The organism is Rhodococcus sp. LB1, assembly GCF_001583455.1.
GTDB lineage: Bacteria > Actinomycetota > Actinomycetes > Mycobacteriales > Mycobacteriaceae > Rhodococcus_F > Rhodococcus_F opacus.
In genome coordinates this window covers 112,915-132,992 of the sequence record NZ_LTCZ01000035.1, presented here as the reverse complement: position 1 = coordinate 132,992, position 20,078 = coordinate 112,915, and the positions used below count along the sequence as shown (strand labels likewise).

Genomic DNA, 20,078 nt, shown 5'->3' with positions numbered 1-20,078 from the left:
CGGGGCTGAAGTGGGTGGGAACGGCTCAGGAGCGGCGGTAGAACGGCGACGGGGTGACCACGAACGGTTCCTTCTTGCCGCGGATGTCCACGGTGAGTTCGGTGCCCGGTTCGCGGAACGCGACGTCCACGAACGCGAGCGCGATCGGATGCCCGAGCGTCGGAGACAGCGCCCCGGACGTGATGGTGCCGACCGGCGACTCGCCGGACGCGTCCAACACGGTGTACTCGGCACGCGCGGCCCGGCGGCCGGTTCCCGCGAGTCCGACGAGCACCCGCTGCGGGGCCTGATGCGACAACGTCTGCAGGGCATCGCGGCCGACGAAATCCTTGTTCAGCCGGACCACCTTGCCGAGCCCGGCCTCGTACGGATTCGTGTCGAGGTTCAGTTCGTGGCCGTACAGCGCCATTCCGGCCTCCAGTCGGAGGGTGTCGCGGCACGCGAGGCCGGCGGGGACGCCGCCGCGGGTCGTGGTGGCGTCGAGCAGTGCGCGCCACAACGGCACGGACAGCTCGTTCGGCACGTACAGCTCGAAGCCGTCCTCCCCGGTGTACCCGGTGCGGGCGAGGAGGACGTCGATGCCGGCGACGACCGCGCGCGTGACGGCGTAGTACTTCAACTCCGCCACCGTCTCGACCTGCTCGGCGGGAACGAGGGACTGCACGATGTCCTGGGCGGCCGGTCCCTGCACCGCGATCAGCGCGGTCTCCGAGGACTGATCGTCGACCTTGGCGGAGAAGCCCTCGACGCGTGCCGCCAGTTCGCGGTACACCGTCGGCGCGTTGGCCGCATTGGCCACCACGAGGAATGCTCGTTGGCGAGACGGTAGACGACCAGATCGTCGATGACCCCGCCGCCCGCATTGCACAGGAGGGAGTACTTGGCCCGGCCGACGCCGATCTTCGAGAGTTCGCCGGCCAGAGCGTAATCCAGTACCGCTCCGGACTCGGGCCCGGTGACCGCGATCTCGCCCATGTGCGAGAGGTCGAACAACCCTGCCGCGGACCGGACGGCGTGGTGTTCGGCGAGTTCGCTGTCGTACTTCAGCGGCATCTGCCAGCCGGCGAAGTCGGTGAAATGGGCTCCGAGCGCGCCGTGCTCGCCGAGCAGCGGGGACGCGGGCGTGGTGGTGAGGGTCATGCGAAGGCCTCCTCGGGGGTCTCGGCGATGGCCGAAGCGTCGATGTCGGTGGTGTTCTCGAAGGCCTCGGGCGCCGGGCACGAGCAGACGAGATTGCGGTCGCCGTGGACGCCGTCGATGCGACGCACCGGGGGCCAGTACTTGGCGGTGCGAAGCGACGCGACGGGGTAGGCGGCCAGGTGGCGCGGGTAGGGCAGATTCCACTCGTCCGCGGTCACCTGTTCGGCGGTGTGCGGGGCCTGACGCAGTGGGCTGCGCTCGAGCGGCCACACGCCGTCACCGACCAGGTCGATCTCGTGGCGGATCGAGATCATCGCCTCGATGAAGCGGTCGAGTTCGGCGAGGTCCTCGGACTCGGTCGGTTCCACCATCAGTGTGCCGTTGACGGGGAACGACAGGGTGGGTGCGTGGAATCCGTAGTCGATCAACCGTTTTGCCACATCCTCGGCGGTCACGCCGGTCGCCTTGGTGACCGGCCGGAGGTCGAGTATGCACTCGTGCGCCACCAGACCGGACGGGCCGGTGTACAGGACGGGGAAGTGCTGATCCAGTGACCTGGCGACGTAATTGGCGGCGAGCACCGCGGTTTCGGTGGCGCTCGTCAGCCCGTCCGGACCCATCAGGGCGATGTACGCCCAGGTGATGGGCAGGATGCCCGCCGATCCGTAGTTGGCGGCCGACACCGGGGTGCCGAGGTCGTCGCCGCCCAGCGGATTGCCGGGCAGGAACGGCGCCAGATGCTCGCGCACCGCGACGGGCCCGACACCGGGACCGCCGCCGCCGTGCGGGATGCAGAACGTCTTGTGCAGGTTCAGGTGTGACACGTCGCCGCCGAACTTGCCGGGTTGCGCGAGACCGACCAGCGCGTTGAGGTTGGCGCCGTCGACGTACACCTGCCCGCCGGCCTCGTGAACCAGATCGCAGACCGTCCGCACGTCGTTCTCGTACACGCCGTGCGTGGACGGGTAGGTCAACATGATCGCGGCCACCGCGCCCTCGTGCGCCGCGATCTTCGCGCGCAGGTCGCCCACGTCGATGTTGCCGTTCTCCGCGGTCGCGACGACGACGACCTTCATGCCCGCGAGTACCGCGGATGCGGCATTCGTTCCGTGCGCGGACTGGGGGATGAGGCAGACGTTGCGTCCGAAGTCGGCCCGGGATTCGTGATAGCCGTGGATCGCGAGCAGCCCGGCCAGCTCGCCCTGGGATCCGGCGTTGGGCTGCAACGACACCCGGTCGTAGCCGGTGATCTCGCCGAGCCAGCGTTCCAGGTCGGCGACGAGTTCGAGGTAGCCGGCCGTCTGCGCGACCGGGGCGTACGGGTGGATGGACGCGAACCCGGGCCAGCTGATCGGTTCCATCTCGACAGCGGAGTTGAGTTTCATCGTGCACGATCCGAGCGGGATCATGGTGCGGTCGAGGGCGAGGTCCTTGTCCGACAGCGTGCGCAGGAAGCGGAGCATCGCGGTTTCCGAGCGGTGATCGTGGAACACCCTGTGCTGCAGATAACTCGACGTCCTGGCGAGTGCCGACGGCAGTGCGGGCACCGCGACGATCGTCGGCTGCGCACCGAACACGGTAACCACCCGCCGGACGATGTCGTCGGTGGTGCACTCGTCGCAGGCGATCGCGACGTGATCGGCGTCGACGAGACGGAGGTTGATGCCGTCCCGGTCGGCCGACTCCACTATCGCCCCGGCGCCCGCCGGGACCCGGACGAGAACCGTGTCGAAGAAGCTGTCGTGGACGATCGTGTGACCGGCGGCGCGCAGGCTTCCGGCGATGGTCGTCGCGTGGGCGTGCACCCGGTTCGCGATGGCGCGCAACCCTTCCGGCCCGTGGTAGGCGGCGTACATCGCGGCGACGTTGGCGAGCAGTGCCTGCGCCGTGCAGATGTTGCTGGTCGCCTTGTCACGCCGGATGTGCTGTTCGCGGGTCTGCAGAGCCAGCCGGTAGGCCGTCTTCCCGTCGACGTCGACGGACACTCCGACGAGGCGGCCGGGCAGCATGCGCTCGAGTCCGCCGCGCACGGCCATGTAGCCGGCGTGCGGTCCGCCGAAGAACAACGGCACACCGAAACGCTGCGCCGACCCGACGGCGATGTCGGCACCCTGCTCGCCGGGCGGCGTCAGGATCGTCAGCGACAGCAGGTCCGCCGCGACGGTGGTCAGCGCGCCGCGCGCCTTCGCGGCGGCGATCATCGGAGCGAGGTCGCGCAGCGCGCCGCTCGCACCGGGCGCCTGGAAGACCACCCCGAACATGTCACCGTCCGGCAGTTCCCCGGACAGTTCCGCGACCACCACCTCGATGCCCAGCGCCTTCGCTCGTCCCCGAACGACGGCCAGTGTCTGCGGCAGGCAGTCCGCGTCGAGGACGACGCGGTTGGTGGCGGCCTTCGACTTGTTCGCGCGCCGCATCAGCAGCACCGCCTCCATCACGGCGGTCGCCTCGTCGAGCAGCGATGCGCCGGCCAGCGGAAGGGCGGTGAGATCCTCGATGACGGTCTGGAACGTCAGCAGCGCCTCCAGCCGGCCCTGGGAGATCTCCGGCTGGTACGGGGTGTAGGCGGTGTACCAGGCGGGGGACTCGAGCATATTCCGCCGCAACACCGCGGGCGTGATGGTGTCGGAGTATCCGAGGCCGATCATCTGGGCGCGGGTCTCGTTGCGCTCCGACAGTGTGCGCAGGTCGGCGAGAACCTGCTGCTCGGACCTCGCCGTGGGCAGATCCAAGGGCTGTGAACTGCGGATCTGCTCGGGCACCGCGCTGTCGATCAGGTTCGCGAGGCTGTCGTAACCGAGGGCGTCGAGCATGCGCCGGGACGCGGCGGCATCAGGACCGATGTGGCGGGACGGAAAGTCGCTGGTGAGGGGCGCGCCGTGAGTGGCGGTGCGGGGTTCTGCTGGCACGAGGTGACTCCGGTTTCGTTGAGTCCGGACCGCACCGGACATCGACAAGGGGGCACCTCCCCGCTCTGTCCTGAAACCTGAGAGTTTGGGCGCACCGCAACTGCGGCGTGCTCTTCACCTTCGGTAAGTTCCGGCCGTGCGGCCGATACTTTCTCCAGAGTTGCCTCTGCGCTGCGGTACTGGGGCCTGAGAGATTCCCGGGGAGGAAGTTGCTCCTACGGCGCCTCCGAAACGGAGGTTCTCCCGCTGCGCGTCAACGGCGTCTTCAGTTGTGATTTGCCAAACAGTACACAGGCGCCGCGGGTTTGTCTCCTCGGACCGACGGTGTTGCCAAAAGTCCTCGTCGTTTGGCATCCTCGATGGATCTTCGCTCGGACGTGACCGCACACGCCGAGAGATGAGAGCCCAGATGCCCGCAGCCGCAACGGTTGTCGATGTGTGCTCGCCCTCCCGCTCACCTTCCCCGGTGCCGCGCTGTCCACCGCGCGCCCCGACGTCGCATACCGACCGGTTTCGACCGGTCGTAGGAGTCACCCATGACTACAGTCCCTGAGTCACCCCCCGTCGCTCCGCTCGCCCCTGACCGTCGCCGTCTGCTCCGCCTCGAAGTCCGCAACACAGAGACCCCGCTCGAACGCAAACCGACGTGGATGAAGGTGCAGATGCGGACGGGCCCCGAATACCGGGACCTCGCCGCCCTCGTCGATCGCGAGAACCTGCACACCGTGTGTCAGGAAGCGGGATGTCCCAACATCTTCGAATGCTGGGAGGACCGTGAGGCGACGTTCCTCATCGGCGGAAGCCAGTGCACCCGGCGGTGCGACTTCTGCCAAATCGACACCGGCCGTCCCGCCGCACTCGATCGGGGCGAACCCAGGAGGGTCGCGGAGTCGGTGCGGACCATGGGCCTTCGGTACGCCACCGTCACCGGCGTGGCCCGCGACGATCTGCCGGACGGCGGCGCCTGGCTGTACGCAGAGACGGTCCGGCAGATTCACGAACTGTGCCCGGGCGCCGGCGTCGAACTGCTGATCCCCGATTTCAATGCCGACGCCGCGCAACTACGCGAGGTGTTCGACACCCGCCCGGAAGTACTCGCGCACAATGTGGAGACCGTTCCCCGGATCTTCCGTCGTATCCGGCCCGCCTTCACGTACGAGCGGTCCCTCGCGGTGATCACGCGGGCTCGGGAGGACGGTCTTATCACCAAGTCGAACCTGATCCTCGGGATGGGGGAGACCACGGACGAGGTGATCCAGGCCCTCCGGGACCTGCATACCGCCGGCTGCCAGTTGATCACGATCACGCAGTATCTCCGGCCGTCGGCCCGGCATCACCCGGTGGCGCGGTGGGCGAAACCGGAGGAGTTCGTCATGCTCGACGGTATCGCCCGCGAGATCGGATTCCTCGGCGTCCTGTCCGGTCCGCTCGTGCGCTCCTCCTACCGTGCCGGTCGCGTGCACGCGGAGGCCGTCGCCGCGTCCGCAGTTCACTGAACCCCATTCTCTTCCGTTCCAGCAAGGAGTTCCCATGTCCCATCGATCTGCAGATGTCGTCGTCCTCGGCGGCGGTTCCGGCGGCTACGCGGCCGCCATCCGCTCGGCCGAACTGGGCCGTTCGGTCATTCTCATCGAGGAGAACGAACTCGGCGGCACGTGCCTGCATCAGGGGTGCATTCCGACGAAGGCGCTGCTGCACTCCGCCGAAGTCGCCGACAGTGCGCGCACGGCCTCGCAGTTCGGTGTCGACGTCACGTTCGACGGTGTCGACCTCGAGAAGGTGCTGAGCTACCAGAATACGATCGTCACTCGCCTGCACAAGGGACTGCAGGGCCTCGTCGACTCGTACGGCATCACCGTCGTCAACGGCCGCGGACGGTTGGTCGGACCCAACGGAGTGGAGGTCGACGACGAGTTGATCACGGGCGGCGCCGTCGTCCTGGCAACGGGGTCGTCGCCGAAAACGCTGCCCGGCATCGGCATCGGTGGCCGGGTCGTCACCAGCGACCAGGCGCTCGTGTTGCCGTCGGTCCCGAAGAAGGCGATCATCCTGGGCGGCGGCGTCATCGGCGTCGAATTCGCCAGTGTCTGGGCGTCGTTCGGTGCGTCGGTGACGATCGTCGAGGCGATGCCGCGGCTGGTGCCGAACGAGGACGAGACGATCTCCAAGTACCTCGAGCGGGCATTCCGTCGTCGCAAGATCGCCGCGAAGACAGGTGTGCGGGTGGCGGAGGTGACGCAGGACGAGGACGCGGTGTCCGTCACCCTCGACTCCGGCGACGTACTCGACGCCGACGTCCTGCTGGTCGCGGTGGGGCGCGGACCCAACACCGCGTCCATGGGGTACGAGGAGACCGGAGTGATGCTCGACAAGGGCTTCGTGGTGACCAGCGATCGACTGCGCACCACGGTGCCGAACGTCTTCGCGGTCGGCGACATCGTCCCCGGGCTCCAGCTGGCCCACCGCGGGTTCCAACAGGGCATCTTCGTGGCCGAGGAAATCGCCGGGCTCCGTCCGGACGTCATCGACGAGACCGGCATCCCTCGTGTCACCTACTCCCACCCCGAGGTCGCGTCCGTCGGGTTGACCGAGACCGCGGCCCGGGAGAAGTTCGGCGAGAATGTCGAGACCGTCACCTACGACCTCGCCGGCAACGGCAAGAGCCAGATCCTGAAGACGTCGGGGGCGGTCAAACTCGTGGTGGCACCGACCGGGGTCGTGGTCGGCGTGCACATGGTCGGCGACCGAGTCGGTGAGCTGATCGGTGAGGCGCAGCTGCTCTACAACTTCGAGGTCGACGCCGCGCAGGCGGCGAAGTTCGTGCACGCCCACCCCACCCAGGGCGAGGCGCTCGGTGAGGCGCTGATGGCAGTGGCCGGCAAACCACTCCACGTCCACGCCTGACCCCCATGTGAGTGGCAAAGTGTGCTGGCGCACGCTTTGCCACTCACATGGGTTGTTCGGTATGCGAACGCGCACTGGTGATTTCCGCCCGGGAGTGCGAGTTAACACACCGGAACGGTGAAGTCATGCTTTCGTAATACGTCTGCGGAACAGTACGTCCCGAGTCAGTTCGATTCGGAACCATCTCGATGGTTTCTCCCTATGAACCTGGCTGGAGAGTCCCGGGACCGTGTCCCGGGCGCCGAAGGAGCAAGTACCCACAAACTCTCAGGCACCAGGACAGTCAGGGTCGGGAACTCTGGAGAGCAGCGTGTCGGCTGTAACGGCACGTTCACCGACGGGGCACGATGACCACTCGCACGAGTGTGTCTCCAAACTCTCAGGTTACGGAACAGAGCGGGTGTCGGCCGAGGTGATCCACCGGATCACCCTCACATCGCTCGAGTGATCGGTTCGCCGGTTGCTCACTCTCCCTGGGAGATCCATGAATGTGACTGCTAGTGGGACATCCACGGACATCATGGCTGTCGCCAACTCGCCTGTTCTCTGGGTGGCCGTTGCCGGCATCTTCGTCGTCATCGTCGTGCAGTCGGCGATCTACATGACCGCGGTCCGCAAGGTGGCACCCGTCGCGGACATGTCACCGGAAGACATGAAGGTGTCGTTCCGCTCCGGTGCCGTGTCGGCGATCGGACCGTCCCTGGCGGTCTGCCTCGTGGCGATTGCCCTTCTCGCCCTCTTCGGCACGCCCGCTGTCCTGGCCCGCATCGGCCTGATCGGTTCCGCCGCGTACGACGTGTCCGCGGCCAGCATCGCCGCCGACTCCATGGGTGCGAAACTCGGCGCCGATACGTACACCCAGAACGTCTTCGTCGTCGCATTCTTCGCGATGAGCATCGGCGGCGTGATGTGGATGCTGTCCGCGCTCATCCTGACCCCGCTGCTCGAGCGGGGCGACGCGAAGATCCGCACGGTGAATCCGGCGTTGATGGCCGTCGTTCCGTCCGCGGCCCTGATCGGCGCGTTCGCGTCGCTGGGATTCCAGGAATTGACGAAGTCCAGCTATCACATCGTCGCGTTCGCCGCCTCCGCGGCCGCGATGGGTATCTGCCTCTTCGTGGCCCGGACGTTCGGCAAGAGCTGGCTCCGCGAATGGGGGCTGGGCATTTCGATCCTCGTGGCCCTCACCGTCACCTACCTGTTCACCTCCTGATTCACGACTTGCACGGAAAGGACTTTTCGATGACTACCGACGAAGCCGTAACGGTGTCCACCGGCGCCCGTGAACTCGCCGAGTTCGACAAGACGACATCCCGCTGGGGTCGTATCACGATGATCGTGGGGTTGCTCCTGTCGATCGGTGCGCCCCTGTACCTGGTGTTCTCGGGTGAGGTGGACGTCACCGCAGGCCAGCTGTGGGCCGCGTTCGCCGCGGTGGCCGGGACATTCTTCATCATCTGGCTGGTCGAACCCCTGACCTATTTCCCCATCCTCGGTCCGGCCGCGATGTACCAGGCGTTCATGATCGGCAACATCGCGAACAAGCTGTTGCCTGCCGCGCTGATCGCGCAGACGAACATCGGAGCCAAACCGGGAACCAAGCGGGCCGAACTCGCTGCGGTCCTGGCGATCTGCGGCGCCGCGATGGTGCACCTCGTGTCGCTGGCCGTGTTCGTCGGGCTGCTCGGCACCTGGCTGGTCAGCGTGATTCCCACCGACATCGTGACCGTCACCCGTTCCTACATCCTTCCCTCGGTCCTGGGGGCGGTCCTCGTGCAGGCGATCGTGTCGATGAAGCAGCCCCGGGCCACGGTGGTCGCGCTGCTGGTGGCCGCGATCATCACGTTCGTCGTGGTTCCGGCGATGCCGAGCCTCGCGCTGTCGTCCACCGCCATCGCGGTGATCGTCACGGCGGTCCTCGCCTGGTTCCTCCGGGACAAGAACGACCAGAGCCCGGCCGAGCTCGCGACCATCGAGTAAGAATCGATACGCGGAGACATCTCACCTTCACCTGATTCGAAAGAAGGCTTCATGACCGACCTGCCGATCGCGCTCACCGACGAGCTGCGGACGAAGATGCTCGACCTCTACCGCCACCTGCACGCGAACCCGGAACTGTCGATGCAGGAACACAAGACCGCCGAGCTGATCCAGAGTTCCCTCGTCGCCCTCGGGATCGACACGTTCGTGTGCGGCGGCACCGGAGTGGTGGGTGTCCTGACCAACGGCGAAGGCCCTACGGTGGCCTTCCGCGCCGATTCGGACGGGCTGCCGATCGCGGAGGACACCGGCGTCGACTACGCCAGCGCGGCCACCGGGCGCCTCGACGACGGCACCGAGGTGCCCGTGATGCACGGCTGCGGCCACGACACGCACGTCGCCACCCTCCTTACCGTCGCCGAGCTGCTCGCCGGTGCGCGGGAGGCGTGGGCCGGAACGATCGTGTTCCTCTTCCAGCCGGGCGAGGAAACGGCGGCCGGGGCGAAGGCGATGGTCGAGGACGGTCTGTGGGACCGGGCACCCAAGCCGGAGATCGTCTTCGGGCAGCACGTCGGTCCGATGCTGGCCGGCACCGTGCACGTCACGAGTGGCGACGCGATGGCCATGGCCGATTCGCTGAAGGTCACCGTCTACGGCCAGGGGTCGCACGGCTCCCAGCCCCAGGATTCGATCGACCCGATCATCCAGGGCGTCAACATGATCAACCGCATCCAGACCATCGTGTCCCGCGAAGTGCACCCGATGAAGCCGGCGGTGGTCACGGTCGCCACGTTCCACGCGGGGCTGAAGGAAAACATCATCGCGGACCGGGCCGAGTTCACGATCAACGTGCGCACCCTCGACCCCGAGGTGCGCGAGCAGGTCAACGCCGCGCTGCGCCGCATCATCTACGCCGAGGCTGCCGCATCCGGGGCGCCGAAGCCGCTGATCGAGGAGCTGTACACGTTCCCGCGCAACTACAACGATCCCGATGCCACCGCCGAACTCGTCGCCGAACTCCAGAAGGTGCTGGGCGAGAACAACGTCACGCCGTCGTCTCCGATGATGGGTTCGGAGGACTTCGGTCTGCTCGCCGAGGCGATCGGCGTGCCGTCGGTGTTCTGGATGTTCGGAGGCCACACCGCGGAGACCCTCGAGAGCGGAAAGCCTGTGCCGGTGAACCACTCACCGTTCTTCGCGCCCGTCGCGGAACCCACCCTGTCCACCGGCGTCCAGGCGGCGATGACCGCGATCCTGTCGAAGGTCGGGATCTAGGCCCTCCGGGCCCGTGAGTGGTTAACGAGTCTCTGCACTCGTCAACCACTCACGGGTGGCGGAGCCGCCTCAGTGGGTGGTCAGCGGTGCGTCCGCGGTGGCGTCCCCGGTGTCCACTCCGGTCTTCTCGAATCGCAGTCGCGACACGGCGAGTCCGGCGAGGACGAAGGATGCGGCGACGAGGATGTACAGCTGGGTGGGCGACCAGTCGCGGTCGAGGAGGGCGCCCGCGACGATCGGGGACGCGATGGCGCCGACGCGGCCGATGCCGATGCCCCAGCCGACGCCGGTGGCCCGGACGGCCGGCGAGTAGACCGACGGCGTGATCGCGTACAGCCCGGCGATGCAGCCGTTGGCGAAGACGCCGATCAGTGCGCCGAGTCCGAACGCGATGACGATGGACGCGGTGGCGGGGACGAAGACGACCAGCAGAACGCCCGCGGTCGCCATGTAGGCGATGAGCACACGCTTCAGGGCGAAACGTGCGGACAGCGCCCCGAGCAGGGTGGCGCCGAAGATGCCGCCGAGGTTGAGGAGCACTCCGCCGGTGACACCCTGGTTCGCGGACATGCCCGCCTCGACCAGCAGCTTCGGGGTCCAGCTGGTGACGAAGTAGAAACCGAACATCGCCATGAAGAACGCGAACCACACCAGGAGTGTGCTGCGGCGGCGCTGCGGGGACAGCAGGACGCGCATCGCGAATCCGGCGTCGGCGGTGGCGGCGGCACGCGGTGCAGGCAGCTCGTCGAGTCGCGGCTGACCGGCCCGCTGGGCGAAGGCGTTGATCCGGTCGAGGGCGTTGGCCGGTCGCCGGACGAGCAGGAAGTCGATCGATTCGGGAAGCCGGGCGTAGACGACGGGGATGATCGCCGCCGTGCACAGCCCGCCGAACAGGAACACCGAACGCCAGCCGAGCGAGTTCTGCAGGACGACGGCGATGATTCCGCCGAGGGTGGCGCCGACGGCGTAACCGGTGGAATTGAGACTCACCGCGAGCCCGCGCCAGCGGTTCGACGCGTACTCACTGGCGATGACGTTGCTGCTGGCGAGGATTCCGCCGATGCCGACGCCGGTCAGGGCGCGGAGCAGGCCGAGTTGCATCGCGTTCTGGCTGACCGCCGACAGCAGCATGCCCGTCGACGCGAGTGCCAGGCACAGCAGGATCATGGCGCGGCGGCCGATGGTGTCAGCCCACGGTGCCAGGAACAGCGATCCCGCGGCCATGCCGAACAGTCCGGCGCTGAGCAGGAGGCCGACGACCGAGCCGGACAGATCCCACTCCTGCGACACCGACTGTGCGGTGAACGCCATGACGAGGACGTCGAAGCCGTCGAGCACGTTGAGTAGACCGCAGATGGCGATGGCGCCCCATTGGTAGCGCGTCATCGGGCTGCTGTCGATGCGTTCGCGTAGGTCGAATTGCATGCGCGGGACCTGTTCTTCCTCGGAGGTGGGCTGTGATGTGGCTCACGACTCACCTACCGTGGCGGACAGGTCACTCGTTTCCAACTTCACTTCCGAATGTCGGAATACAGAAGTGGCGGTGGGATGCGGTGCTGGGTGATCATTTCAGTGATGACAACTGGATGGGGACCGGGCGACCGGCAGTGGGCGAAAGGTCCATGGATGTGACTGGCTCGGGTTTCGATAACTCCTGGTCGGCGGATCGGTTGTTCGCCGGTCCGGGCGAGACACGGGAGCGGCTACGCCGCACCGATTGGGCGGCCACGCCGCTGGGCCCGGTCGAGACCTGGTCGGTCGAACTGCGGGCGGCGGTACGGACCGTGCTGCCCTCCGAGGTCCCGATGTTGCTCTGGTGGGGGCCTGAGCTCGTGCAGATCTTCAACGACGCGTACACCCGGGTCCTCGGTGCGAAGTACCCAGCGGCGATCGGTGAACCCGGGGCGCAGTGCTGGGCGGAGATCTGGGACGAGGTGGGACCGCTCGCCGAGCAGGTGATGTCGGGCGGCGCAGCGACCTACACGGAGAATCAGCCGCTGTACCTGCTGCGGCACGGGTACCTCGAGGAGACGTACTGGACGTTCTCCTACAGTCCGGTGCAGGACGAGGACGGGAACGTCGCCGGGATCTTCGTGGCGACGACCGATGTGACCGCGACCGTGCTCGGGGAGCGCCGACTCGAGACTCTGCGGCAACTGGGCACGGTTTCCACCGCAGGCGGCGACGATCCGCTCGTCGACGCCTGCCGTGCGGTCGTGCGGGTACTCGGCGACAACGGACAGGACGTTCCGCTTGCCGCGATCTATCTTCGCCGCGAGGTCGGCGGCTCGGGTGACGACGAGTCCGAGGACCTCGTGCTCGTCGGTGCCGCCGGGGTGGACGACGACGGCGAGTTCAGGCCCGCCCGGATCCCGGCGACCGACGTCACCCACCACCGCGTCCGGGCGTCGGGCGAGCAGTCCGAGCCCGCCGGGTCGAAGGCGGTGACCGAGGTGAGGCTGTGCCCGTTGATAGTGACGGGTCACGCGGAGCCGGTGGGTGTGCTGGTGCTCGGGATCAGTCCGTACCGCGCGTTCGACGACGCGTATCGGGGCTTCGTCGAGCTGGTCACGGCGAAGGTGTCGACGCTGATCACGGACGCCCTGGCCTACGAGTTCGAGCGGGACCGCGCCGCTGCGCTGGCGGAACTCGACGCTGCGAAGACGCGGTTCTTCCAGAACGTCAGTCACGAGTTCCGTACCCCGCTGACCCTGTTGCTCGGGCCCCTCGAGACTCTGCGCGAGCAGTCCGAGGACGAGTCGCCCGCAGATCGGCGCGAAGCGATCGCGGCCGCCTATCGTGCGGCGGTCCGGCTGCAGCAGCTCGTCGACGGCCTACTCGATCTGTCCAAGGCGGAAGCCGGCCAGCTTCTGCCACACACGGAGCCGACCGATATCGGCCAATTGACGGCGGACTGCGTGAGCATGTTCGATTCCGCCGCCGCGCAGGCGGGGCTCGCGCTCCGGACCGATCTCGACGAAGTCTCCGGCCTGGTCGAATTGGACCGCGAGATGTGGGTGAAGATCGTGCTGAATCTTGTCTCGAACGCGGTCAAGTACACCCGGTCCGGATCCGTGTCCGTAGCGCTCGGCCAGGACGCCGGCCGGTTGGTGCTGAGCGTGACCGACACGGGTGTGGGGATTCCCGCCGAAGAACGGGAACGCGTATTCGACAGGTTCCATCGCGTCGAGGCCGGCGGGTCGGGCAGCGGTGGGGGCGTCGGCATCGGGCTTTCCCTGGTGTCCGATCTCGCCGCGGCGCTCGGCGGTTCCGTCGACCTCGACAGCGCCCCGGGCCGGGGCAGCATCTTCACCGTCCGCGTACCGCGGATCCCGGCGCCGGACGGCGCGACCTCGCGGGCAGACGACCGGCCCATCGGCGCGGTGACGTCCTACGGTGACGTCGAACAGCGGGAGCCGTCCGTCGAGGTCGCGGTTTCGACCGAACGCGGAGCGGACGGCCACCGCATCCTGCTCGTCGAAGACCACCCGGACCTGCGCGCGTACCTCACCCGATTGCTGCAGGAGCAGGGCTGGGACGTCGACGCCGTCGCCGACGCGGAGTCCGCGCTGAAGCATGTCGCCGTCCGCACACCGAATCTCGTGCTCAGCGACGTCATGCTTCCCGGTCGCGACGGCATCGACTTCCTCCGCGAGCTGCGGTCGGAGCAGTCGACGGCACGGCTGCCGGTCATCCTGCTCACCGCCCGCGCGGGAACGGAGTCGACCGTCGACGGGCTGAACCAAGGAGCCGACGACTACATCGTCAAGCCCTTCCAGCCGAGTGAGCTCGTCGCGCGGGTGCGTGTTCATCTCGAAATGTCCTGGCTTCGTGAAACTCTGATCACGGACAGTGAGCTCGAGTCGACACATCTGCGCACGGCACTGGATACCCGCACCACCCTCAGCCAAGCTGTCGGGCTGACCATGGCCGCGTTCCAGTGCGACGCCGACACCGCCTTCGACAAGCTCGCCTCCTATTCGCAGAATCGCAACGTCAAACTTCGGGAGATCGCGGCGGAGGTCGTCGCGAACTTCACCGCGGGCACCGACCGCGAGTAGAGCCGAAGGGAATGCCGCAGTTTCCCTGAGCCGGGTTCCGGGTAGGCGTCACCGATGAACGACGATCAGCACGCCGAACCGGACCCCGACGATCCGCGGAAGCCGGATTCGCCTGCGGACCTGACGAAACCTTCCTGGTGGTACGTCATCAGGAAGACGGCGCACGAATTCACGCGCGATCAGTGCACCGACCTGGCCGCCGCACTGACGTATTACGCGGTGCTGTCGCTGTTCCCTGCGCTGCTGGCGCTGGTCTCGTTGCTGGGAGTGTTCGGGCAGGGGCAGCGCACCACCGATGCGGTCCTGCAGATGGTCGACGACCTCGGGCCGTCCTCCGCCGTGGACACGTTGCGTGAACCCATCGCGCAGTTGGTCGAGACACCGACCGCGGGCATGGCGCTGGTCCTCGGCCTGCTGGGCGCGGTGTGGTCGGCGTCCGGCTACATCGGGGCGTTCGGACGCGCCATGAACCGTATGTACGAAGTCGAGGAGGGGCGTCCCGTGTGGAAGCTCCGGCCGCTGATGCTGGCCGTCACCATCGTCGGTCTGGTCCTGGTGGCCGCCGCTGCGGCGATGCTCGCGCTGAGCGGCCCCGTCGCACGCTCGGTGGGTGACGCGATCGGATTCGGCGACACCGCCCTGACCGTCTGGAACATCGCCCGCTGGCCGTTCGTCCTCGGCGTCGTCGTGGTCGCCGTGGCCATCCTCTATTACGTCACGCCCAACGTGAAGCAACCGAAGTTCCGCTGGGTCAGCGCCGGTGCGTTCCTCGCCATCGTGACGTGGATCCTCGCGTCGGTCCTGTTCGGTCTGTACGTCGCCAACTTCGGCAGCTACAACAAGACGTACGGCTCCCTGGCCGGCGTGATCGTGTTCCTGCTGTGGCTCTGGATCACCAATCTGGCGTTGCTCTTCGGTGCAGAACTGGATGCCGAACTCGAACGCGGACGCGAATTGCAGGCCGGCATGCCGGCCGAGGACGAACTGCAATTGCCGCCTCGCGACACGCGGGTCTCCGACAAGAACGCCGAGAAGTACGAGCAATACGTGCAGGAGGGCAGGGCGCTACGTGGGCCCTCCGGGCCCGTGAGTACTTGTTAACCGCGGGCGGTTAACAAGTACTCACGGGCGGAACGCCATCGCGTCGTCCACGACCTTGCCGTGCCGCAATGTCAGAAGGTCGCGGAAGTAGTTCATCCGCAGCCGCCACGGCGCTTCCGACCCCTGCTTCGGGAACGACTCCACCGACCGCAGGACGTAACCGGCGGCGAAGTCGAGGAACGGCTCCTCCTCGACCGAACTGTCACGCTCCGGGGCGCACTGCGCGAACCCGTTCGCGTCCATGTGTGCGAGCAGACGGCAGACGTACTCGCACACCAGGTCGGCCTTGAGCGTCCAGGACGCGTTGGTGTACCCGATGACGAACGCGAAGTTGGGCACCCCGCTGAGCATCATCCCCTTGTACGCCATGGTGTCGGTGAGGTCGATGTCGCGGCCGTCGACGACGAGCGTCGTTCCGCCGAACGCGAGCAGATTCAGGCCGGTCGCGGTGACGACGACATCGGCGTGCAGTTCCTCACCGGACTTCAGCGTGATACCGGTTTCGGTGAAGGTGTCGATGTGGTCGGTCACGATCGACACCTCGTCGTTCCGGATGGACCGGAACAGATCCCCGTTGGGCACGAGACACAGTCGCTGATCCCACGGGTTGTACCGGGGAGTGAAGTGGGTGTCGATGTCGTAGCCCTTCGGCAGCCACTTCTCCTGCATCTGCCGGATGCGCCCCTTCATGAAGTCCGGATAGCGCTGGCACAGTTGGTAGATCGCGGTTGCGACCGACGCGTTCTTCAGGCGGGTGAGGCTGTAGGCGAGCTTGGCGGGAAGGTGCCGGCGGAGCCGGTTCGCCAGCTTGTCCTTGGCAGGCATCGAGATGATGTAGGTGGGCGAGCGCTGCAACATGGTCACGTGTGCGGCCTCGGCGGCCATCGACGGAGCCAGCGTCACCGCGGTGGCCCCACTGCCGATGATGACCACCCGCTTACCCGCGTAGTCGAGGTCCTCGGGCCACTTCTGCGGGTGCACGACCTGCCCGGCGAACCGGTCGAGGCCCGGGAACTCGGGGGTGTAGCCCTCGTCGTAGCGGTAGTAGCCGCTGCAGGACATCAGGAAGTTGGCGGTGAACCGGACCGTCTCACCGGTATCGGTGCGCTCGGCGTCGACCGTCCACTGGGCGTCCGGGGTCGACCACTCTGCACGAACGACCTTGTGCTGGAACCGGATATTCCGGTCGATCCCGTGCTCGGCGGCGGTCGTGCGGACGTACTCGAGGATCGACGGCCCGTCGGCGATGGACTTCTCACCCGACCACGGCTTGAACCGGTAGCCGAGGGTGTACATGTCGGAGTCGGAGCGAATGCCGGGGTAGCGGAACAGGTCCCAGGTGCCGCCGATCGATTCGCGGCTCTCCAGGATCGCGTAGGTCCGTCGGGGAAAATTGTCCTGCAGGTGGTACGCGGCACCGATCCCGGACAGTCCGGCCCCGATGATCAGCACGTCGACGTGTTCGACGGGCGCCTTCGCGCCGGTGGTCTCGGCGGCGGTATCGGTGTGTGACATGAACACTCTCTCGCTGGCGGGGACTGGTGGTTACTTCGGGTCTACGGCGACGTCGCCGAGAGCGACATTACGTGCGCTGGTGGACCGGCCGAGTTTCGCGACCTCCTCGTCCATCAGCGGAAGGATGCGGGGGACGTGGGGCAGCAGGTTGCGATCCCCGATCGGCGACGTCACCACCGCCTTCAGCCAGCTGACGAGCTCGACCCACCGCGGCACGTAGACCCGGCGCTTCCGCCCGGCCAGGGCGTCCACGAACGCGTCGACGCACGAGTCCACCGACGTCGTCTTGCCGAGCGGTCCCGGTAGAGCGGCGAGAAGTTGGTTGAACGCGGTGAGGTCGGCTTTCGCATCCTGAACGAGCGGTGTGTCGATCCACGACATGTGGGCCGAGCCCACGGTGACGCCGTGGTGCGCGACTTCGAGACGAAGGGTGTTGGCGAAATGCTCGATGCCGGCCTTGCTGGTGTTGTACGCGGCCAGCCCGGGTGCGGGCGCGAACGCGGCGAGCGACGACACGACCAGGATGTAGCCCTTGCGGTCGATCACGGACGGAAGCGCAGCTCGGACGGTGTGGAAGACGCCGAGGATGTTGATGTCGATGACCCGCTTGAACGTGGCCGGGTCGACGTGCATGACCGAGCCGTAGCTGGCGATGCCGGCGTTCGCGAGCACGAGGTCGATGCCGCCGAACTTCGCGACACCGGCGTCGACTGCCATCTGCACGGCGGCCAGATCGCAGACGTCGGCGGTCGCGGCGAGCGCGACGTCGTCGCCGAGTTCGGCGGCGAGGGCATTCAATGGCTCGGCGTCCAGATCGATCAGAACCAGTTTCACGCCCTTGCGGGCGAGGGCGCGGGACGTTTCCGCGCCGATGCCACGCGCGGCTCCGGTGACGAGTGCGACTTTATTCCTGAGCGTGGGCATGGGATCTCCTGGCGTGTGATCTGGCACCGTTCGGTGTCAGTTTGTATCTGGAACTGTGCGGTGTCAATATGGGGGCGTGAGTTCGCCCAAGCTCGACGGAACGGGCCGCACCTACCGCGGTGCGGGTCCGCGTCAGCGTCAGGAAGAGCGCCGCGTGCGCCTCGTCGACGCGGCCGTCGAAGTGTTCGGGACCAGCGGATACCGGTCCGCGACAGTGGAGAAGATCTGTTCGACCGCCGGGCTCACCAAGCGCTACTTCTACGAGTCCTTCGACGACAGCGAGGCCCTGCTCCTGGCCGCGTACGCGAGCGTGACCGACCGCCTGCGGGACAGCGTCCTGCGCGGTGCGGGGGAGGGCGGCACCGATCTCGACGCACGGGTTCGCGGTGCGCTGACCGCGTTCTTCCGATCCGTCGCCGACGACCCGCGGATCCCGCGGATCGCATTCCAGGAGGTCCTCGGCGTCGGGCCGGAGGTCGACCACGCCTACCGCCGCGTCACCCTGTCGTTCGTGGACGCCGTTCTCGTCGTCATCGGCCCGGCCGTCGACCGGACCGCGTTTCCCGACTTCCACCTGCGCACCCTCGCGACCGGCCTGGTGGGAGCCGTCCTGATGATCGCCCAGCAATGGGTGCTGTCGGAGAACCCGCAGCCGATCGAGTCCGTCATCGGCAGCGCGCACACCATCCTTTCGGCCGTCCTGGGGCAGCTCGGTCCCCAGCCCATGTGAGTGGCGCGGCGTCCGGGCGCACGCTTTGCCACTCACATGCGCTGACCTGGGATTGCGTGCGCCGGCGGCAATCCGGGCAAACCCCTGACGCCAACACATATATGTTGTTAAATACCTGACATGCCCAGTGCTGTGCACTGCCGATCACCGTGGGTCCGCAACACGACCATCCGCGCGGTGCTCGTCGCGCTGTTCGGGGTGGCCGCCCTCGCGACGCCGGCATCGCTCCTCGCGCACGCCGCCGGCTACGAGGGCCTGCTCGACATCACGCCGGCGAACGCGGCAGCGGAGTCGATCGGCGGACTCGACCCCCGGCTGCCCACCGAGTCCGCTGTCCTCGGCGCCGCGCTGGCGGCCGCCCGCTCCGACGGTGTCGCTCCGAAGCGGTATTCCGCCCTTCTGCAACAGTATTGGCTCGCTCGTGGATCCGAGGCGTCCGGCATCGACCTGGCCGCGTGGGATCCGAACGCGGGGCTGATCGCCAACGCCGCGGTGGTCGACCGGGTCTACGAGAACTACGGCCGGTACCAACTCCAACGCGCCGAGCTCTACTGGTCCGGGATGGCCGGGCTGGCGGGAGGTTCGTTCGCCGCCGGCTTCTGGGACCTCGACCTCGGCCGGACTGTGCTCGGAGTCGATGCCGTCCACACGCTCGGCAACGCTGTCGCGTCCACGGTCCGTGGGTTGCCCGGCGAGGCGATGGCGCTCCTGCCCGCGGACCCGAGAACGCTCGCGACCGTCGGCCCGGCGATGACCGCCGAGGACGTGGACTGGTATCAGAAGCGCCTGCTGATGATGCAGAAGCACATCTACTTCGACATGGTGCCCATGCACGAGGCGTACCTGAACGAGGGCAGGGCCGCTGTGGAGGAGATGGCCGCCGCCGGACTGCTCGACGAGAACGCCGAGATCGCATGGAACGGCATCTTCTCCGGCACTCAGGCCGGGTACGCGGACGCGCTGTTCCGGATGGCGTCGCGCGAGCAGAATCAGATCATCGCCGATCAGTGGGACGTCACCGCGGCAGCCCGTGACGGCGTCGGCCGCGCGCTCACGTACGCCACCACACTCGCGGCGCAACCCTCGGTTCCCGGTTCGCGGGCACCGGGACAGGTTGTGCCGATGGCGGTCGACTGCGACGTGAACGGCTCGGCCTACCGTCTCCGCACGCCCCTGCCCGGTTTCAACTGGGCCGATCGCGAACCGCGCTGGCAGTACATCGTCAGTGACATCGCGTCGTCCTACCAGCGGCTGGCCGAGGTTCGTCCGGGCGAGTTGCGGGCCCTGCTGGCCATCCCGTTCCGCGACTTCGTCGAGAGCCAGCGGGTGCTGCGGCGGGTGCCCGACCTCGCCCGCGACATGAGCACCGGCTGGGAGTTGTCCCCGGCGCATCCGTAGCGGTAGTGGTTGCCGTTCCCGGACGAACGGGACGTCCGGGGCACGAGGCCGGGTTTCCAATGGATGGATGTGACGTTGCGCACGCGTAGGCGCGGTTGGCACGTTGTGTCACACCACGCCAGGCCCGATCGCAGGAGAGTC

Annotated in this window: 13 protein-coding genes, 1 pseudogene and 3 riboswitches; of the genes and pseudogenes, 9 read left to right on the top strand and 5 right to left on the bottom strand. The window is 67.4% G+C overall.

The annotated features are described in order from the left end of the window. Positions 1–25: 25 nt before the first annotated feature. Positions 26–1,140: pseudogene (gene gcvT, locus AZG88_RS07270) on the bottom strand (glycine cleavage system aminomethyltransferase GcvT). Next, the gene (gcvP, locus tag AZG88_RS07265; RefSeq protein WP_061697337.1) at positions 1,137–4,091 is read right to left on the bottom strand and encodes an aminomethyl-transferring glycine dehydrogenase; all 2,955 of its coding nucleotides are present in this window, start codon (positions 4,089–4,091) and stop codon (positions 1,137–1,139) included. The pseudogene gcvT and the gene gcvP overlap by 4 nt, the downstream one beginning before the upstream one ends. Positions 4,092–4,213: 122 nt before the next feature. Further along, positions 4,214–4,305, bottom strand: a riboswitch (glycine riboswitch). Positions 4,306–4,585: 280 nt separating this feature from the next. Between gcvP and lipA the strand changes: the two genes are divergently transcribed. The 5 genes from lipA (at position 4,586) to AZG88_RS07240 (ending at position 10,208) form a co-directional block, all read left to right on the top strand. Then, a complete protein-coding gene (gene lipA, locus AZG88_RS07260; protein WP_061697336.1) occupies positions 4,586–5,545 on the top strand; it encodes a lipoyl synthase in 960 nt (319 codons plus the stop codon). Between the two features lie 34 nt (positions 5,546–5,579). Continuing rightward, positions 5,580–6,953, top strand: coding sequence for a dihydrolipoyl dehydrogenase (lpdA, locus tag AZG88_RS07255; protein WP_005250553.1), 1,374 nt, complete (start codon positions 5,580–5,582; stop codon positions 6,951–6,953). Between the two features lie 201 nt (positions 6,954–7,154). After that, positions 7,155–7,246, top strand: a riboswitch (glycine riboswitch). A gap of 3 nt (positions 7,247–7,249) precedes the next feature. Beyond that, positions 7,250–7,350, top strand: a riboswitch (glycine riboswitch). A 123-nt stretch (positions 7,351–7,473) separates the two neighbouring features. After that, entirely contained in the window at positions 7,474–8,166 is a 693-nt protein-coding gene (locus AZG88_RS07250) for a DUF5058 family protein (RefSeq protein ID WP_231913855.1), read from the top strand. A 29-nt stretch (positions 8,167–8,195) separates the two neighbouring features. Further along, positions 8,196–8,933, top strand: coding sequence for a hypothetical protein (locus tag AZG88_RS07245; protein ID WP_061697334.1), 738 nt, complete (start codon positions 8,196–8,198; stop codon positions 8,931–8,933). Between the two features lie 51 nt (positions 8,934–8,984). Further along, complete coding sequence (locus AZG88_RS07240; protein WP_005250557.1) at positions 8,985–10,208, top strand: amidohydrolase; 1,224 nt, start codon at positions 8,985–8,987, stop codon at positions 10,206–10,208. Positions 10,209–10,277: 69 nt separating this feature from the next. On the opposite strand, the gene AZG88_RS07235 is transcribed toward AZG88_RS07240, so the two are convergent. Next, positions 10,278–11,633 carry an MFS transporter gene (locus AZG88_RS07235; protein WP_061045959.1) on the bottom strand — a complete coding sequence of 452 codons (1,356 nt, stop codon included), beginning with the start codon at positions 11,631–11,633 and terminating at the stop codon, positions 10,278–10,280. Positions 11,634–11,830: 197 nt separating this feature from the next. Here AZG88_RS07235 and AZG88_RS07230 point away from each other — a divergent pair, with 197 nt between their 5' ends. Both AZG88_RS07230 and AZG88_RS07225 read left to right on the top strand, forming a co-directional pair. Then, positions 11,831–14,269, top strand: a complete 2,439-nt coding sequence (locus AZG88_RS07230; RefSeq protein ID WP_061697333.1) for a response regulator — start codon at positions 11,831–11,833, stop codon at positions 14,267–14,269. Between the two features lie 54 nt (positions 14,270–14,323). Further along, positions 14,324–15,370, top strand: coding sequence for a YihY/virulence factor BrkB family protein (locus AZG88_RS07225; protein WP_061697332.1), 1,047 nt, complete (start codon positions 14,324–14,326; stop codon positions 15,368–15,370). A 21-nt stretch (positions 15,371–15,391) separates the two neighbouring features. Here the strand turns inward: AZG88_RS07225 and AZG88_RS07220 are convergent, their stop codons facing one another. Beyond that, entirely contained in the window at positions 15,392–16,885 is a 1,494-nt protein-coding gene (locus AZG88_RS07220; RefSeq protein WP_061697353.1) for a flavin-containing monooxygenase, read from the bottom strand. A gap of 30 nt (positions 16,886–16,915) precedes the next feature. Continuing rightward, positions 16,916–17,809, bottom strand: coding sequence for an SDR family oxidoreductase (locus tag AZG88_RS07215; protein WP_061697331.1), 894 nt, complete (start codon positions 17,807–17,809; stop codon positions 16,916–16,918). A gap of 76 nt (positions 17,810–17,885) precedes the next feature. Between AZG88_RS07215 and AZG88_RS07210 the strand changes: the two genes are divergently transcribed. Further along, positions 17,886–18,539, top strand: coding sequence for a TetR/AcrR family transcriptional regulator (locus AZG88_RS07210; RefSeq protein ID WP_061697330.1), 654 nt, complete (start codon positions 17,886–17,888; stop codon positions 18,537–18,539). A 120-nt stretch (positions 18,540–18,659) separates the two neighbouring features. Next, a complete protein-coding gene (locus AZG88_RS07205; RefSeq protein ID WP_061697329.1) occupies positions 18,660–19,937 on the top strand; it encodes a hypothetical protein in 1,278 nt (425 codons plus the stop codon). Positions 19,938–20,078 lie beyond the last annotated feature (141 nt).

Bases quoted from the DNA above. Each gene is read 5' to 3' on its own strand.
- gcvP (WP_061697337.1), bottom strand. From the start codon at position 4,091: ATGTCCGGTGCGGTCCGGACTCAACGAAACCGGAGTCACCTCGTGCCA.
- lipA (WP_061697336.1), top strand. From the start codon at position 4,586: ATGACTACAGTCCCTGAGTCACCCCCCGTCGCTCCGCTCGCCCCTGAC.
- lpdA (WP_005250553.1), top strand. From the start codon at position 5,580: ATGTCCCATCGATCTGCAGATGTCGTCGTCCTCGGCGGCGGTTCCGGC.
- AZG88_RS07250 (WP_231913855.1), top strand. From the start codon at position 7,474: ATGGCTGTCGCCAACTCGCCTGTTCTCTGGGTGGCCGTTGCCGGCATC.
- AZG88_RS07245 (WP_061697334.1), top strand. From the start codon at position 8,196: ATGACTACCGACGAAGCCGTAACGGTGTCCACCGGCGCCCGTGAACTC.
- AZG88_RS07240 (WP_005250557.1), top strand. From the start codon at position 8,985: ATGACCGACCTGCCGATCGCGCTCACCGACGAGCTGCGGACGAAGATG.
- AZG88_RS07235 (WP_061045959.1), bottom strand. From the start codon at position 11,633: ATGCAATTCGACCTACGCGAACGCATCGACAGCAGCCCGATGACGCGC.
- AZG88_RS07230 (WP_061697333.1), top strand. From the start codon at position 11,831: ATGGATGTGACTGGCTCGGGTTTCGATAACTCCTGGTCGGCGGATCGG.
- AZG88_RS07225 (WP_061697332.1), top strand. From the start codon at position 14,324: ATGAACGACGATCAGCACGCCGAACCGGACCCCGACGATCCGCGGAAG.
- AZG88_RS07220 (WP_061697353.1), bottom strand. From the start codon at position 16,885: ATGTCACACACCGATACCGCCGCCGAGACCACCGGCGCGAAGGCGCCC.
- AZG88_RS07215 (WP_061697331.1), bottom strand. From the start codon at position 17,809: ATGCCCACGCTCAGGAATAAAGTCGCACTCGTCACCGGAGCCGCGCGT.
- AZG88_RS07205 (WP_061697329.1), top strand. From the start codon at position 18,660: ATGCCCAGTGCTGTGCACTGCCGATCACCGTGGGTCCGCAACACGACC.